Source organism: Tenggerimyces flavus, from assembly GCF_016907715.1.
Classification (GTDB): Bacteria; Actinomycetota; Actinomycetes; order Propionibacteriales; family Actinopolymorphaceae; genus Tenggerimyces; species Tenggerimyces flavus.
In genome coordinates this window covers 4,587,639-4,602,316 of record NZ_JAFBCM010000001.1, presented here as the reverse complement: position 1 = coordinate 4,602,316, position 14,678 = coordinate 4,587,639, and the positions used below count along the sequence as shown (strand labels likewise).

Here is a 14,678-nt window from a genome sequence, read left to right as displayed (position 1 = left end):
GCTCAGCCGGCGTCGATGAGCAGCGGGATCAGCATCTCGTCGGGGGTCAGGGAGCCGTGCCAGCCGATCAGCTGCTCCTCCATCGGGAACGCCGACAGGACCTGGATGGCGAACTCCCCCGTCGTCGCCACGATCACGTCGCCCAGGCGCGGGAGCACGCGGGGCTCGACAGCGCCGAACCAGCCGGCTGCCACGGCTTCGTCGCGCAGCAACACCTCCGCGCGCGAGCCCAGCTCCGCACGCCACCGGGCCGCCACGTCCGGGGCAGCGTCCGGCAACGTGTAGAGATAGCGCAGCCGCGGGTCGCCGCCGACCAGCACCACGCCCGAGCGCAACGAGGGCACCGCGTCCACGTCCACGCGCGACGCCGCCGGGACGTCGACCATCCCGTGGTCGCCGGTCACCACCAGTACCGCGTCCGACGGCAGGGTCGCGCGCAGCCGCGAGGCCAGCGCGTCGACCACCGCGAGCTGGTGCCGCCACGCCTCCGACCGGCAGCCGTCGCGGTGCCCGGTCCAGTCGAGGTCCCCGTCGTACACGTACACCAAGGCCGGCGTCGAACGGCTCGCCGCGTCAGCCGCCGCCGCGAGCCGCTGCCCGAACGAGTCGGCCGACACGTACGCACCGCCGCGCAGCCCGGCGATCGTCAGCCCCGACCCGCGGAACGCCTTCCGCCCCACCGAGGTCACCGTCACGCCCGACGAGACGGCCTGCTCGAACAGCGTCGGATGCGGCTGCCACTCCAGCGGCGCGACAGTTCCGTCCCAGTGCAACGCGTTCAGCAGCCGCTGCTCCCCCGGCACCAGCGACGTGTACCCGACCACCCCGTGCGTGCCCGGCGCCAGCCCCGTCCCGAGGGAGACGAGGCTGGTCGCGGTCGTCGACGGCACGCCAGCGGTCATCGAGCCCGAGCGAAGCGCCAGCGAGTGCAGATAGGGCGCGTCGGACGGATGCTCGAGCAGCAGGTTCCAGCCCAGCCCGTCGATGAGCATCACGACATACCGCCGGGCAAAGGGCAGCCCGAGCACGTTCGGCGATCCGGACAGCGCCGTCAACGCGGACGGCAACAGGTCGCTGAGCGCGCCGTCGCCGTACCGAGGGAGGACGAAATCCGTCACCGGTGCGTGATGCGGACCGCGGGACCGGTACGCGTCGCCAGCGACAGCTCGAGCGCGAACCCGAGCAGCTTCGCCACCGCGTCACCGCCCTCGGCCGCCGACGCCACCCGCAGGGAGAAGTCGTCGGAGGTGAACGTGCCGGCGTAGCCGTGATCGGCCTCGCAGTTGGGGTCGGCGCACGTCGCCGGCTCCAGGTCGATCCGCCCGACCGCGCCCCAGCCGACCGTCAGCACCGCCTCGTGCACCGGGCCGCCGGGCTCGTACCCAGCCGGGTTGGCGACCGTACGGTTGACGACCACCGAGCTGATCCGGTCGATCGGCACCGCCTCGGTCGACGCGGTCGCGTACGGCGCCGACAGCGTCTCGTCGCCGGGGTGCTCGTCGGTGTGCCCCACGATCAGCCGCGTCGCGGTCAGCACGAGCACGGTGATGTGCCGGCGTACCTCGTCCCGGTCGAACGTCGGCGCGTGGTGCACGAAGTACGACACCACGCGCTCTCCGGCCAAGCACGTCTCCAGGGCGTCCGCGACGACGTCGGGGTAGTAGCCGCTGCGATCGATCGCCGCGCGCAGCTCCTGGGTCGCACTGCCGGTTTCTGCCATGAACTCATCCTTCCAGCCGGACCTCCGCTACATGCGGTCCGGCGCGCTGATGCCGAGCACACCGAGTCCGGCCGCAAGGGTACGTCCGGTGACCTCGCAGAGCACGAGCCGGCTCAGCTTGGTCTGCTCGTCCGGTGCCTTGAGCACCGGGCACTTGTCGTAGAACGCCGTGAACGCCGACGCCAGGTCGAACAGATAGCCGCAGACCCGGTGGATCTCCACGCCGTCGGCGGCGCGCAGCAACGCGGCCTCGAACTCCAGCAGCCGCAGCGCGAGCGCGTGCTCCTCGGGCTCGGCGATGCGCACCTCGACGCCGCGCAGGCTGGCCGGGTCGACCTCGCCGCGCCGCAGGATCGAGCGCGTACGGGCGTGCGCGTACTGCATGTACACACCGGTGTTGCCCTCCATCGCGAGCATCCGGTTCCACTCGAACACGTAGTCCTTGACCCGGTCGTTCGACAGGTCGGCGTACTTGAGCGCGCCGATGCCGACCGCCTTGGCGACCGCCTGCTGCTCCCCCGCTTCGAGGTGGGGGGACTTCTCCTCCACGACGGCGGCCGCCCGGCGGATCGCCTCCTCGAGCAGGTCGACGAGCTTGGGGTTGTTGCCCTCCCGGGTCCGCAGCCGCTTGCGATCCGGCCCGAGTACGACGCCGAACCCGTCGAACTCCGCGGTCGTCGTCTCGCCGTCCAGCCAGCCGGCCTGCTTCGCCGCCTGGAAGACCATGTGGAAGTGGAGCTGCTGGCCGAGGTCGGTGGTGTAGACGAGGCGCTGCGCCTTGAGGTCGCGGATGCGCATGCGGATCGCGGCGAGGTCGGTGGTGTCGTAGTTGTAGCCGCCGTCGCTCTTGCGCAGGATCAGCGGGAACGGGTTGCCGTCGCGGCCCTTGAAGCCGTCCGGGAACACGCAGAGCGCGCCGTCGCTCTCGACCGCGAGGCCGAGCTCGGTGAGCTCCTCGACGACGCTGGCCAGCTGGTCGTTGTACGCGGACTCGCCGACGTTGTCCTCGGGGGTGAGCGTGACGCCGAGCGTCTCGTACACCGCGGCGAAGTAGCGCTCGGACTCAGCGACGAGAACCCTCCACAGGGCAAGGGTTTCCTCGTCACCCGCCTGGAGCTTCACGACCCGTTGGCGGGCGCGATCCTTGAAGTCCTCGTCTTCCTTGAACTTCGCGTTCGCGGCTGTGTAGAGGCCGCCGAGGTCGCTCACGTGCAGGTCGGTGGGGGTGGCGCCCTCGTCGATGAGGTGCTCGATCACCAGGCCGAACTGGGTGCCCCAGTCGCCGATGTGGTTGCGGCGGATCACCTCGTGGCCGAGGTGCTCGAGGATGCGTACGAGCGCGTCGCCGATGATCGTCGAGCGCAGGTGGCCGACGTGCATCTCCTTGGCGACGTTCGGCGAGGAGTAGTCGACGACGATGCGCTGCGGCTCTTTCGCGTTCGGGACGCCGAGCCTGTCGTCGTTCGCCACGTCGGCGACGAGGCCGCTGAGGGTGGTGTCGTTCAGCGTGAGGTTGAGGAAGCCGGGGCCGGCGATCTCGACGTTCGCGACGAGGTCGCCGAGGTCGGCCTTCTCGAGCACCTCGGTCGCGACCTCGCGGGGGTTGCGACGGAGCTTCTTCGCCAACGGCAGCGCGCCGTCCGCCTGGTAGTCGGCGCGGTCGGAGCGCCGTACGGCGGGGTCCGCGGGCTCGCCGGCCACGTCCGCGAACGCGGCGGCCAAACGGTCGGCGATGAGCTGGGGAAGGTCCGTCACCTCTCTATTCTCCCGTGGTCGCCAACTCGATTCCCTGTCGGGCCTACTACTGTGCGGAACCGTGGCGTACACCGGAGAAGTCAAGGACAGCGGACCGCAGACCCGAGAGCTCTCTCGACTGACCGTGACGAAGGTGTCGGTCGGGCCGATGGACAACAACGCTTACCTGTTGCGCTGCACGTCGACCGGCGAGCAGGTGTTGATCGACGCGGCGAACGATGCCGCGACTCTGCTGGCGTTGGTGGGGCCCTCTGGGCTCGCGCGCGTCGCGACCACGCACCAGCACGGCGACCACTGGCAGGCTCTCGCGGAGGTGGTCGCGGCGACCTCGGCCCGTACGACCGCTGGCGCTGACGACGTGGCGGGGATCCCGGTGCCGACCGACGAGCCACTGGTCGACGGCGCTTCGGTGCCAGTCGGCGACTGCACGTTGGAGGCGATCCACCTGGTCGGGCACACGCCCGGCTCGATCGCGTACCTGTACGAGGATCCCGATGGCATCGCGCACGTCTTCACCGGCGACAGCCTCTTCCCGGGCGGGGTGGGGAACACGCGGGGGAACAAGGCCAACTTCGAGAGCCTGATCGGTGACGTCTCGCGGAAGCTGTTCGATCGGCTGCCGGACTCGACCTGGGTGTACCCGGGGCACGGCAACGACACGACGCTCGGCGCCGAGCGGCCTTCGCTGCCTGCGTGGCGGGCTCGCGGTTGGTAGCCTCGCTCCCCTAGTCGACGGGGAGGTCGAGCTGATGGGGTTCTTCGACGAAACGGGACAGACCGCGGCGGACAGTCAGCAGGCGACGACGGCCGGGGTCCAGGCGGTGGCGGCAGCTTTGTTGCTCGTCGTCGGGCCGAGCGTGTGGTTCCAAGTCATGGCGCCGGGCGGGAGCGTCATCCCGACGTTCACGACCGTGATGCTGCTCTGCGGCGCGATCGTCCCCGGCATCCTCGCCCTCCTCAGCTGGCGCCGCCGCCACGCCGCCCCACTGTGGATCCGCGCCGTAGGCGGTGGAGCCCTCCTCGTGGCGGGCATCCTCGTCGCACTCGCCGTCCTCGGCCTCATCCTCGCCACGGTCGCCCCGAACCTCGGTCTCAGCTGAACCACGCCTGGTAGCACGCAGTAGCACGGCGTGCTACAGGTGCCGTAGACTGGCCCCCATGTCAGCGCAGCCTGAGATCACCCAACGGGACCTTCGCATGCGGTCGAAGGAGATCATGGACGCCGTCGAGAACGGGGCGTCGTTCACAGTGACGCGCGACGGCCACCGGATCGGCGAGCTGATCCCGCTGCGCAAGCGCCGGCGCTTCGTCGGGCGCGACGAGTTCGCGGCACTCTCCCGGACCGCCGCGGCCGTCGATCTCGAGGTGTTCCGCGCCGACCAGGAGGCCGCGGTCGACCAGTCGCCTCGCGATCCCTATGACCGCTGAGGTTCACCACGAAGGGCTCATCGACACCAACGTCGTGATCCTGCGCCGCTCCATCGACCCGGCGGAGCTCCCGCTCTACCTGGCAATCAGCGCGCTCACGCTCGCCGAGCTCTCCGCAGGGCCTCACCAGGTCCGCGAACGTTCCAAGACCGTCACCTACGACCCGCATGCGGAGCGGGCGAGACGGCTGGACATCCTCCAACGCACCGAGAGCGAGTTCGAGCCGATACCGTTCGACGCCGAAGCAGCCCGCCAGTTCGGCCGCGTCGCCGCCGCAGTCGTCGCGGCGGGACGCAAACCCCGAGGCCGCATGGTCGACCTGATGATCGCCGCGACAGCGATCGCCCACGGGTTCCCGCTCTACACCACGAACCCGGCCGACTTCGCCGGCCTGGACGACCTCCTCACCGTCGTCCCGGTGCGGGTCTCGCGCCATGACCTGTTGCGTACGTAAGTCGGGGGTGCTGGCGGATGGGCACCGATGCCGCTTTACCTGGCGAGTGGGTGCCTTACGCGGGGTGTATCCCACGTAGAGCGGCAAATGATCATGTAAACATGATCATTTGCCGTGACTACGGAGTCAGCCAGGAGCGACGCAGAGCCATCCAGCAGCATGCGGGCAGCCTGCTCGCCAGCCATGCCGAGACGCCACGGCGTCGCTCCAGCCACTTCCTCACGGGCGCTAGCCGATGCGGGCGGATTTGGCTTCGTCGTAGCGGCGTTGGGACTCGGTCGCTTCCGGGAGGTCGTCCTCGACCTGGCCGATCAGCGCCAGCAGGAGCTTCGTCGTTCGCTCGCCGCGTGGGGTGAGGCTGTACTCCACGCGCGGCGGGATCGTCGACTGCTCGTCGCGGCGGACGAAGCCGTCGCGTTCCAACGCCTGCAAGGTCTGGGCCAGCATCTTCTCGCTCACCCCGTCGACCCGCCGCCGCAACGCATTGAAGCGCGCCGGGCCCGACGCGAGGGCGGCGAGCGCCAGGATTCCCCAGCGGCCGGTGATGTGTTCCAGTACGTCCCGCGACGGGCAGCCGCGGGCGAACACGTCGGCGAGGACCTGTTCGTGCAAGGCGGCGTCGTCGTACGGCATAGCCACCACTGTACCAACCCGCAGCACTAACCCAACGGTTGGCACTTTCGAATAGTTAGTGCAATGCTCGCGGTAAGCGAACCCCAGCCAACCCAAGGACTGCCCATGATCGTCGTCACCGGAGCCACCGGCGGGCTCGGCCGCCTCGTCGTCCAGGACCTCCTCGCCAAAGTCCCCGCAAGCCAGATCCGCGGCGCGGTCCGCACCCCGGAGAACGCCAAGGACCTCGCCGACCTCGGCGTCGACGTACGAAAGGCCGACTACGACCAGCCCGAAACGCTCGCCCAAGCGCTCGAAAGCGCCGACAAAGTCCTGCTGATCTCAGCCAGCGAGCCGGGCAAGCGCGTCCCGCAGCACCAAGCAGTCGTCGACGCCGCTGCCAAGGCGAACGTCAGGCACCTCGCCTACACCAGCGCCCCACGGGCCGACACGTCCAAGCTGTTCGTCGCCCCCGACCACAAGGCGACCGAGGAGCTGATCCGCGCGAGCGGGCTGCCGTTCACGTTCCTCCGCAACGGCTGGTACCACGAGAACTACGCCCAGGTCGTCGCCAACGTCACCGCCACCGGCGTACTGCATGGCAGCGCCCATAGAGGCAAAGTCGCGAGTGCCGCACGCGCCGACTACGCCGCAGCCGCGGCGGAGGTGCTCACCACCGAAGGACACCACGGCAAGACCTACGAGCTGTCCGGCGACGCCGCCTGGACGTACGAAGACCTCGCCGAGGCGATCGGCCGCGAAGCCGGCCGGCAGACCCGCTACGAGGACCACAGCAGAGAAGACCACGCCAAGGTGCTCGCCGACGCCGGCGTTCCCGAGGCCGTCGTCGGCTACCTGCTCACCGCCGACCAGGCCGTCGCCGACCACCTGCTGGGCGACACCTCCGGCGACCTGCGCGCGCTGATCGGCCGCCCCACCACGCCGCTCGCCGCGTACGTCAAGGAGGTGCTCGCCACCCGCGGTTGACCATCCGGCACGATGGTCCCCGGGGATCGCCCGTCGTGGGAAAGGCGCAGGGGGAGATGGCAGAACGCGAAGAGCTCGACTGGCAGCTGTTCGGCAAGGCGACGAGGGAGCTCGCGGAGCAGATCGCGGCGAGCGGGTACGAGCCCGATATCGTGCTCGCGATCGCCAGAGGCGGGCTCTTCCCCGCCGGCGCCCTCGGCTACGCGCTGGACGTGAAGAACCTGCACGTCGTGAACGTCGAGTTCTACACCGGCGTGGAAGAACGCCTCCCCCTCCCCGTCATGCTGCCGCCCGTCCCGAACGTCGTCGACCTTTCCGGCGCCCGCGTCCTCATCACCGACGACGTCGCCGACACCGGCGCGACCCTCAAGCTGGTCAGGGACTTCTGCGCCGACCACGTCGCGGACGCGCGCTGCGCGGTGATCTACGAGAAGACGATCAGCGAGGTCAAGGCCGAGTACGTCTGGAAGCGCACGGACAAGTGGATCAACTTCCCCTGGTCCTCCACGCCGCCGGTCGTAACGCGCGACGGCCAGGTCCTCGACGCCTGAGCGTCAGTAGCCGCCGCCGAAACCACCGCCGCCGTCGAAGCTGCCGGGGTCGGTCGGCCAGCTGCCGATCGCGCCATGCCGGACCGGCGGCGGAGGAGGCGGGCAGGGGTTGGGGCGGCCGGCCCGTTCGGCGGCCTCCTCCAACCAACGGCGGTACGACGGACCGGAGTAGTCCTTGGCGTACGTCGCGCAGTACTCCCCCAGCAGTTGCCCGGTTGGGTCGGCGCGGTCGTACACCTCCCACTGCGACGTACTGAACAGGAACGCCAACGCGTCCCGCTCCTCCGCCGGCAGGTAGCCGGCGTCCGCGACGGCCGACAACGCTTCGGACACCCCAGCCAGCGCGATGCGGCACAGGACCTCGCGGCCCTCGCCGGGTGGAAGCTCGCGCAACGACTGCCGGCAGGCGGCGACGAACGACTCCGGCGCCGGCATCGAAGCCCCGGCGATCAACGCGTTCACCGCACCAGCACCGTGCTGAGGGCCGAAGAACGCGCGCACGGCATCGGGCCGGTCCTGCAACAGCGCGATGAGGACCGGCGCCTCGTCCCGCAGCGTCCCGTCCGTCTTCGGCTGCCGCCGCACCGGCAGGTGGGGGTTGGCCCGCAGTACGTGGGTCAGCCGGGTCGGCGCGCCCTCGTGCCACAGCACCCCGTCCCGCTTGGACAGGACGGCGTCGCCCAGCCGGGACTCCAGCTGGCCGAGCAGAGTCACGTCGGCGGTCTCACCCAGCAGGCCGGCGAGGTCGCTGACCGCCTGGTCGTCGACGCTCTCCACCAGCGCGCCGACGAGCCAGTACCCCACCTCGTGTCCGGGGAACGGCGTGGCGACCGGTCCGAACCGCTCAGTCAGCTGGTGACCCTCGGACGCCGCCCAGGCCAGGTACGCGACGACGCGCGGGACAACGAAGCGCGTCACCGTCACCGGTACGTTGAACAGGCGCCGGCCGGGCAGGTCGACCGCGGTCGCCTCCCGGAAGCCCAACAACACCAGCGACTGGAACGAGAGGCCGCTCCCCTCCCACCTCTGCTCGAGCACCCGCAGCGCCTCGGCGCGGACATCGGCGTCGGCCGCCTTGCAGACGAGGGTCGTCAAGGAAACGATCGGTGCGGCCACGCGGGCGACCTCGTCGTCCGTCTCGACCTTCGCGCGGGCGACCCGCGCGACCAGGCGGTCCGCCGCGAACCGCGTCACCCCTCCCGGACCCGTGACCGCCAACGACTCCCAGAACTCCGTCATACCCTGGCCCATCGCCTCAGTATGTCCCCGAAACGGCGGCCCCAACCGCGGCGGCGAAGGCGTCGAGGTCGTCGTCCATCATCGTGTGCCCCGCGTTCTCGATGACCACGATCCGCACCCCGGCCTCGGCGAGCCCGGCCGGAGCCTCGCCGGTCGACAGCGCGCCGAGTACGTACGTCCGCGGCACCTCGAGCGCACACAGCTGCTCCCGGAACGTCGGCGTACGCTCGGCCAGCAACGACACCGCGGTGCGATGCAGGATCAGCGGATCCCAGCGGCGCATGGTCGCGTGGTACGGCCAGGCCTCCTCGCGTTCGAGCGCCGCGAGCAACGCCGAGAAGCCGCGCTCGACGAAGAACGCCTCGTCCTGCTTGGCGATATGCGCGCTGACCTGGCCGATGCCGGGATCGAGGTTCGGCTCGGCGACGACCAACCGCGAGACCAAGTCAGGCCGCCGCGAAGCCAACGCGATCCCCACCGAGCCGCCCAGGCTGTGTCCCACGAGCACGACGTCCCGCAGCCCCAGCTCGGCCAGCACGGCAGCGACCACGTCGGCGTGCTCCTCGATCGTGGCGCCGAACGCCGACGAGCTCTCGCTCCACCCCGAGCCAATCAGGTCGACGAGCACGGAACGGCGGCCGTGCCGCATCGACGGATGAGCGACGGTCTCGGCGAACACCGCCGTGGTCGCCGAGCCCAGCCCGCCGACGTAGACGACCGCCGGCACCGAGCCCGGCACGTCCACGTACGAGATCCGCGCCGGCAACGAAGGAAGCTGGAGAGTACGCACGAGGACAGATCCTCCCAGTCGCGCAAACCGCCCGAACCCGGCAGGCTGTGCGTCATGCGCTTCCAGATGCAGCAGAAGTTCTTCTCGTTCGGCGACTTCACCATCACCGACGAGGCCGGGAACGACGCGTTCGCCGTCGACTGCCACGCGTTCGTGATCGGCAAGGAGCTGTCCCTCAACGACCTGTCCGGCCGGGAGCTCGCGTTCATCAAGAAGCCGGCCTTCTCGTTCTCCGAGACCTACGACATCAGCCGCGACGGCGAACTCCTCGCCACGATCCACAAGCCGGCGCTGCAGTTCTTCAAGCACAGCTTCGAGATCGAGGGCCCGGACGCGAACGGGCTGAGCGTGGAGGGCGACTTCTTCGAGCTGGAGTACACGTTCGCCCGCAACGGGACGACGGTCGCGCAGGCGTCGAAGGAGTACTTCTCGTTCAGCGACAGCTACGGCGTCGACATCGCCGACGGCGAGGACCCCGTCCTGATCCTGGCCACCTGCGTCGTCATCGACATGGCCTGCCACAGCGACAACGACTAGCCATTGATGGTCGCAGCCTCAGCGGTCCGAGAGGTAGAGCAGCACCGCCATCACGCGGCGGTTCACGTCCCGCTCCGGCGCCAGGCCGAGCTTGCCGAACAGAGCGTTGATGTGCTTCTCGACCGCCCGCTCCGACAGGAACAGCCCCGCCGCCACGGCCGCGTTGCTCTTGCCCTCCGCGATGCCCGCGAGCACCTCGCGTTCCCGCGGCGAGAGCGCGTCCATCGGCGTCGGCCGGGCCTGCCGGGAGTCCGCGACGAGCGCCTCGACCACGACCGGGTCGATCACCGAGCCACCGGCGACGACCGTACGAACGGCGGACGCCAGCTGCGCCGGGTCCGACACGCGCTCCTTGAGCAGGTACGCCCGTCCCCCACTGCCCGCGGCGAGCAGCGGGGTCGCGTACCCGGGCTCGGCGTACTGCGAGAGCACGACGACGCCGACCGACGGGTGCGTCGTCCGCAGCTGGGTCGCCGCCTGGATCCCCTCGTCGGTGTTCGTGGGTGGCATCCGTACGTCGGTCACCACCACGTCGGGCTCCTGCTCCGGGACGGCGGCGAGCAGCTCCGGCAGGTCGGCGCACAGGGCGACGACCTCGAAGTCGGGCTGGCTGTCGAGCAGCCTGCCGATGCCCTCGCGTACCAGGAGGGAGTCCTCGGCGACGACGATCCGTACGGTCACAGACGAAAGAGTACGGTTCGCACGGTTCGGGCGAGCAGGTAGTGCTAGCACCCCGGTAAGCGACCGGCCTGCAGCCCTTGGGCAGATCGACCCCAAGCAGGATCCTGGAATCGGACCCAGACGGGGGGAAACACGAAGGGTAGGACGATGGCAGTGGCGATGACATCGACGGTCGAGGTGCTCATCGTCGATGACCAGGCGCCGTTCCGGATGGTCGCGCGGACGCTCGTACGCCGGCTGGACGGATGGCAGGTGGTCGGCGAAGCGGCCTCTGGAGAGGAAGCGGTCGAGGCGGCCGCGGCGACGCGCCCCGGTCTGGTCCTCATGGACATCAACCTGCCTGGCATCAGCGGCATCGAGGCGACCCGCCGCATCCTCGCGGCGGCACCGGAGACGCAGGTGATCCTGCTGTCGACGTACGCCGACGACGACCTCCCGCCCGACGCCCGCACCTGCGGGGCGAAGGCGTACGTCCGCAAGGACGCCCTCACGCTCGCACTGCTGCGCGAGCTCCAACCCGCTTGAGCGCCAGCCGGGCGGCGTGCCAGCCGCCCATCCCGTGCACGGCAGCCCCCGGCGGCGTCGAGGCCGAGCACAGATACAGCCCTGGCACCGGGGTCTTCCAGGGCGTCAGGCCGTACGTCGGCCGCCCGAAGAACTGACCGATCGACGCCAGGCCGCCGCCGATGTCGCCGCCGACCAGGTTCGCGTTGTGCGCCTCGAGCTCGGCCGGCCCGCGCGAGTGCCGCGCGAGAACGAGGTCCTTCCACCCCGGCGCGTAGCGCGTGAGCTGCGCCTCGATCGCGTCGGTCATGTCGACCGTCGAACCGTTCGGCACGTGGCAGTACGCCCACAACGTGTGCTGTCCGGCCGGTGCCCGCGACGGATCCGCGGCCGTCGCCTGCACGACCAGCACGAACGGCCGCTCGGGGTGCCGACCGGCGGCGACCTCGGCCTCGCTCAGCGCGATCTCGTCCAGCGTCCCGCCGAGATGCACCGTTCCCGCCGAGGCCACCCGAGGGTCGGTCCACGGCATCGGCCCGGACAAAGCCCAGTCCAGCTTGAACACTCCCGGCCCGTAGCGGTACTTCGCCAGCCGCCGCCGATAGCCCGCCGGCAGCCGGTCGCCGCCCACCGCGAGCACCTGCCGGGGCGTCAGGTCGAGCAGCACCGCCGCTGCCGGCGGCAGGTCGTCGAGGGAACGCACCGGCTGCCCGGTCACCACCTCGCCGCCCGCCTTCTCCACCCGCGCCACCAACGCGTCGGCCAGGACCTGCGAGCCGCCCCGCACCACCGGCCACCCGACCGAGTGCACCAGCGAGCCGAGCAGCATCCCGTACCCCGCCGTGAGCGGCTCGCGCAACGACAGCATCGAGTGCGCGGCCATGCCGGCGAACGCAGCACGCGCACCCTCGGTACGGAACACCCGCGGACCCACGACGGTCGCCGGGAGCAGCCCCAGCGCGGCGTACCGCGCACCGGCGAACGGCGCCCGCGGCGGGATCGAGAGCGGCGAGAACAGCGTGTCCACGAGCCGCGAGCCGGCGCGGGCGGTCGCGCCGATCGTCGCGCGCCAGGCCTGCCCGTCCTCCCCCAGGTCGGCAGACGTCTCCTCGAGCGAACGCCGTACGAGCACGGCGGGCTGACCGTCCAGCGGATGCGCCGCGCCGATGGGCGGATGCGCGAACTCCACGCCGTCCTTGGACACGTCGAGCGCCCGGAACGCCTTCGACGCCAGCGTCGTCGGCAGTACGGTCGCGCACGGGTCGTGCAGGAAGCCAGGCAGCGTGAGGGATTCCGTACGCAGTCCGCCGCCCCACCGGTCCGCGCCCTCGACCAGCAGGACCCGGGCGCCCGCCTCCGCGAGAACGACCGCGGCGACCAACCCGTTCGGCCCGGCCCCGACGACGACCGCGTCGAACCCGTCCGGCCGCGTAGCAGCCGTCATGCCGACACCGCCGGCGCAACCGAGACAGCGGGAATCTCGCCGCGTACGCAGGTCCCCGAACCGACCGTCGACTCCACGCTCAACTGCCCGCCGATCGCGCCGAGCCGGTCGGCCATGTTGACGAAGCCCGCGCCGGACAGAGTGCCGGCGGTCTCGAAACCGTGACCATTGTCACCCACCGCGAACCGCAACGTGGACGCGTCCGCGGTGATCTGCACGGTGATCGACGCCTCAGGGCCGGCGTGCTTGCCCGCGTTCTGGATCGCCTCCAGACAACAGAAGTACACGGCCGCCTCGACCTCCTCGGGGTAGCGCCCGGGCAGTTCCACCGTGACGGCACAGGGAAGGGCCGCCCGCCGCGTCACCGCTCGCAACGCTTGTTCCAGTCCATGATTGCGCAACAACGGCGGGTAGATTCCGTGAGCTAGCTCACGGAGTGTCGCGATCGTGGCCTGAACGTCGGTACGCAGCTCCTCCAGCAGCTCGAGCACGGCCGCGCGATCCTCATCGAGCAGCTGCCCTGCCAACCCGAGCTTGACAGACAGCGCGACGAGGTGTTGCTGCGCTCCGTCGTGCAGGTTGCGTTCGATCTCGCGCCGGGAGTTGTCGGCGGCGGTGACGATGCGGAGCCGAGAGGCCTGCAGCTCCTCGTTGCGTTGGCGGAGCTCCTCGAGCGAGGCCTGCAGCGCGGTGTCGAGGCGCATGTTGTGCAGCGCGAGGCCGACCTGGCGGGCCAGCTCGACGAGCACGCGGTCCTCGTCCTCGTCGTACAGCTCCGCGCCCGCTGGCCGGCGCACCACGAGCAGTCCGAGGAGCTCGCCGAGGTGCGCGACCGGCGCCACGCGGATCGGCGCGTTGACGGGTTGGGTGGTGAGCAGCGCCGGCAGCCAGACAGTGAGCCAGCTCGAGCCGGCAATGCGCGTACGGCCGAGCACGACGCGTTCGCGGTCGGTGAGCTGCATCCGGTCGGCTGGCCGGTCGGGCACACTGACCGTACGACTCAGCGTTCCGTCCCCGCCAACCCACACCTCGGCACCGGCGGGGCCGAGCGTGGCGTGCAGCGACTCGGCGAGCTGCAGCAACAGTTCGTCGAACGGGATCGCGCGGGTCATCCGCGCGCCGAACGAGGCCAACGCCTCCTCCGGCGGCGCCTCCGTCCGCCGCAACAGTGAACGGCCGAACGTCGACAACCGCACCCGCGCGGGCAGCGCGAGCACAGCGGACACGAGCGCGGCGACGACCGAGGCAGCGAGGATGTCGCGCTCGCCGCCGACCGGCATCCGCCCGAGCCCGAGCACCACGACGAGGTAGACGCCGATGACGAGGAACGCCAAGCCCGCCGCGACGATCGCCTCGATCAGTGCCCACTCCGCGTACCGCGCCGTCCGCGGCAGCTCGCCGAGCAGCACCCCGAGCGGCAGCAGGATGAGCGCGGCGACGAGCCAGGTCAGCAGCTCCACCGGCGCGCCGAACAGCAGGTGCAGCGCACCCATCACCGCGTCCGCGGCCGCCATCGCGACGGCCGCCGCGGCGACCCACTGCAGCGCGCGCCTCCGCTCGACGGTGGCGCGCGAGCACCGCCACGCGACCGCGATCAGCGTTACAAGACCGATCACCGCGGCACTGGCCAGTGCCCAACCCACGTTGACCGAACCGCCCGAGAGCAGCAGTGAGACCGACCACGCCACTCCCCCAGCGAGCCCCACGGCGGCGAAGATCCGCCGGACCCACGTACCCAGCAGGCCGGTCGGCAACGCGAGGCCGCCCACCAACCACGACGCCATCGCGACCGGGACGACCTCGGGCCACGCGGTCGCCGCAGCCTGGCTCGCCGCGACGAGCGTGGCGATCCGCGCCGGCTCGGTGCGCCTGGTCCGCCAGCAACCGAGCGCGACCAGGGCCCAGATCACGGCCAGGATGGCCGACACCACTCTCAAAGCCCCCATCGTGATCACTCAGCTCTCCTCATGGCGACC

Annotated in this window: 17 protein-coding genes; 8 read left to right on the top strand and 9 right to left on the bottom strand. The window is 70.7% G+C overall.

What is annotated here, in order from left to right:
* Positions 1 to 2: 2 nt before the first annotated feature.
* From JOD67_RS21440 to argS, 3 genes are read right to left on the bottom strand one after another with little or no spacing between them, the layout of a single operon-like run.
* A complete protein-coding gene (locus JOD67_RS21440; protein WP_205119421.1) occupies positions 3 to 1,118 on the bottom strand; it encodes an alkaline phosphatase family protein in 1,116 nt (371 codons plus the stop codon).
* Positions 1,115 to 1,720 carry a DUF5998 family protein gene (locus JOD67_RS21435; protein WP_205119419.1) on the bottom strand — a complete coding sequence of 202 codons (606 nt, stop codon included), beginning with the start codon at positions 1,718 to 1,720 and terminating at the stop codon, positions 1,115 to 1,117. The genes JOD67_RS21440 and JOD67_RS21435 overlap by 4 nt, the downstream gene beginning before the upstream one ends.
* 27 nt (positions 1,721 to 1,747) lie before the next feature.
* Positions 1,748 to 3,475 (bottom strand): arginine--tRNA ligase, encoded by a 1,728-nt coding sequence (gene argS, locus JOD67_RS21430; RefSeq protein WP_205119417.1) that lies wholly within the window; start codon positions 3,473 to 3,475, stop codon positions 1,748 to 1,750.
* Positions 3,476 to 3,536: 61 nt separating this feature from the next.
* Here argS and JOD67_RS21425 point away from each other — a divergent pair, with 61 nt between their 5' ends.
* Genes JOD67_RS21425 through JOD67_RS21410 form a run of 4 tightly spaced genes read left to right on the top strand, consistent with a single transcriptional unit; the run spans position 3,537 to position 5,357 of the window.
* Positions 3,537 to 4,190, top strand: coding sequence for an MBL fold metallo-hydrolase (locus tag JOD67_RS21425; protein WP_307782491.1), 654 nt, complete (start codon positions 3,537 to 3,539; stop codon positions 4,188 to 4,190).
* Positions 4,191 to 4,224: 34 nt separating this feature from the next.
* Positions 4,225 to 4,575 (top strand): hypothetical protein, encoded by a 351-nt coding sequence (locus JOD67_RS21420; protein WP_205119414.1) that lies wholly within the window; start codon positions 4,225 to 4,227, stop codon positions 4,573 to 4,575.
* Positions 4,576 to 4,633: 58 nt separating this feature from the next.
* Positions 4,634 to 4,903 carry a type II toxin-antitoxin system Phd/YefM family antitoxin gene (locus tag JOD67_RS21415; RefSeq protein WP_205119412.1) on the top strand — a complete coding sequence of 90 codons (270 nt, stop codon included), beginning with the start codon at positions 4,634 to 4,636 and terminating at the stop codon, positions 4,901 to 4,903.
* Positions 4,893 to 5,357: a type II toxin-antitoxin system VapC family toxin gene (locus JOD67_RS21410; RefSeq protein ID WP_205119410.1), complete on the top strand. Its 465-nt coding sequence runs from the start codon at positions 4,893 to 4,895 to the stop codon at positions 5,355 to 5,357. Before JOD67_RS21415 ends, JOD67_RS21410 begins: the two co-directional genes overlap by 11 nt.
* A 228-nt stretch (positions 5,358 to 5,585) precedes the next feature.
* On the opposite strand, the gene JOD67_RS21405 is transcribed toward JOD67_RS21410, so the two are convergent.
* Entirely contained in the window at positions 5,586 to 5,990 is a 405-nt protein-coding gene (locus JOD67_RS21405; RefSeq protein ID WP_205119408.1) for a winged helix-turn-helix transcriptional regulator, read from the bottom strand.
* Between the two features lie 105 nt (positions 5,991 to 6,095).
* Here JOD67_RS21405 and JOD67_RS21400 point away from each other — a divergent pair, with 105 nt between their 5' ends.
* The gene (locus JOD67_RS21400; protein WP_205119406.1) at positions 6,096 to 6,956 is read left to right on the top strand and encodes an SDR family oxidoreductase; all 861 of its coding nucleotides are present in this window, start codon (positions 6,096 to 6,098) and stop codon (positions 6,954 to 6,956) included.
* A 56-nt stretch (positions 6,957 to 7,012) separates the two neighbouring features.
* The gene (locus JOD67_RS21395) at positions 7,013 to 7,507 is read left to right on the top strand and encodes a phosphoribosyltransferase (RefSeq protein ID WP_205119404.1); all 495 of its coding nucleotides are present in this window, start codon (positions 7,013 to 7,015) and stop codon (positions 7,505 to 7,507) included.
* Positions 7,508 to 7,510: 3 nt separating this feature from the next.
* Here JOD67_RS21395 and JOD67_RS21390 read toward each other — a convergent pair whose 3' ends face one another.
* Together JOD67_RS21390 and JOD67_RS21385 are read right to left on the bottom strand one after the other, a co-directional pair.
* Positions 7,511 to 8,758 (bottom strand): hypothetical protein, encoded by a 1,248-nt coding sequence (locus tag JOD67_RS21390; protein WP_205119403.1) that lies wholly within the window; start codon positions 8,756 to 8,758, stop codon positions 7,511 to 7,513.
* Between the two features lie 4 nt (positions 8,759 to 8,762).
* Positions 8,763 to 9,536, bottom strand: coding sequence for an alpha/beta fold hydrolase (locus JOD67_RS21385; protein WP_205119402.1), 774 nt, complete (start codon positions 9,534 to 9,536; stop codon positions 8,763 to 8,765).
* A 54-nt stretch (positions 9,537 to 9,590) separates the two neighbouring features.
* Here JOD67_RS21385 and JOD67_RS21380 point away from each other — a divergent pair, with 54 nt between their 5' ends.
* On the top strand, positions 9,591 to 10,073 hold the full coding sequence (locus JOD67_RS21380; protein ID WP_205119400.1) for an LURP-one-related/scramblase family protein: 483 nt from the start codon (positions 9,591 to 9,593) through the stop codon (positions 10,071 to 10,073).
* 18 nt (positions 10,074 to 10,091) lie between these two features.
* Here JOD67_RS21380 and JOD67_RS21375 read toward each other — a convergent pair whose 3' ends face one another.
* Positions 10,092 to 10,754, bottom strand: coding sequence for a response regulator transcription factor (locus JOD67_RS21375; protein WP_205119395.1), 663 nt, complete (start codon positions 10,752 to 10,754; stop codon positions 10,092 to 10,094).
* A 147-nt stretch (positions 10,755 to 10,901) separates the two neighbouring features.
* Here JOD67_RS21375 and JOD67_RS21370 point away from each other — a divergent pair, with 147 nt between their 5' ends.
* Complete coding sequence (locus JOD67_RS21370; RefSeq protein WP_205119393.1) at positions 10,902 to 11,279, top strand: response regulator; 378 nt, start codon at positions 10,902 to 10,904, stop codon at positions 11,277 to 11,279.
* Here JOD67_RS21370 and JOD67_RS21365 read toward each other — a convergent pair.
* Complete coding sequence (locus JOD67_RS21365; RefSeq protein WP_205119392.1) at positions 11,242 to 12,702, bottom strand: phytoene desaturase family protein; 1,461 nt, start codon at positions 12,700 to 12,702, stop codon at positions 11,242 to 11,244. The genes JOD67_RS21370 and JOD67_RS21365 overlap by 38 nt on opposite strands.
* On the bottom strand, positions 12,699 to 14,633 hold the full coding sequence (locus JOD67_RS21360; RefSeq protein WP_307782748.1) for a sensor histidine kinase: 1,935 nt from the start codon (positions 14,631 to 14,633) through the stop codon (positions 12,699 to 12,701). The genes JOD67_RS21365 and JOD67_RS21360 overlap by 4 nt, the downstream gene beginning before the upstream one ends.
* Positions 14,634 to 14,678 lie beyond the last annotated feature (45 nt).

Excerpts from the sequence above, each read along its gene's own strand:
- JOD67_RS21415 (WP_205119412.1), top strand. The coding sequence starts at position 4,634 with ATGTCAGCGCAGCCTGAGATCACCCAACGGGACCTTCGCATGCGGTCG.
- JOD67_RS21370 (WP_205119393.1), top strand. The coding sequence starts at position 10,902 with ATGGCAGTGGCGATGACATCGACGGTCGAGGTGCTCATCGTCGATGAC.
- JOD67_RS21405 (WP_205119408.1), bottom strand. The coding sequence starts at position 5,990 with ATGCCGTACGACGACGCCGCCTTGCACGAACAGGTCCTCGCCGACGTG.
- JOD67_RS21365 (WP_205119392.1), bottom strand. The coding sequence starts at position 12,702 with ATGACGGCTGCTACGCGGCCGGACGGGTTCGACGCGGTCGTCGTCGGG.
- JOD67_RS21380 (WP_205119400.1), top strand. The coding sequence starts at position 9,591 with ATGCGCTTCCAGATGCAGCAGAAGTTCTTCTCGTTCGGCGACTTCACC.
- JOD67_RS21435 (WP_205119419.1), bottom strand. The coding sequence starts at position 1,720 with ATGGCAGAAACCGGCAGTGCGACCCAGGAGCTGCGCGCGGCGATCGAT.
- JOD67_RS21395 (WP_205119404.1), top strand. The coding sequence starts at position 7,013 with ATGGCAGAACGCGAAGAGCTCGACTGGCAGCTGTTCGGCAAGGCGACG.
- JOD67_RS21410 (WP_205119410.1), top strand. The coding sequence starts at position 4,893 with ATGACCGCTGAGGTTCACCACGAAGGGCTCATCGACACCAACGTCGTG.
- JOD67_RS21420 (WP_205119414.1), top strand. The coding sequence starts at position 4,225 with ATGGGGTTCTTCGACGAAACGGGACAGACCGCGGCGGACAGTCAGCAG.
- JOD67_RS21390 (WP_205119403.1), bottom strand. The coding sequence starts at position 8,758 with ATGGGCCAGGGTATGACGGAGTTCTGGGAGTCGTTGGCGGTCACGGGT.
- JOD67_RS21400 (WP_205119406.1), top strand. The coding sequence starts at position 6,096 with ATGATCGTCGTCACCGGAGCCACCGGCGGGCTCGGCCGCCTCGTCGTC.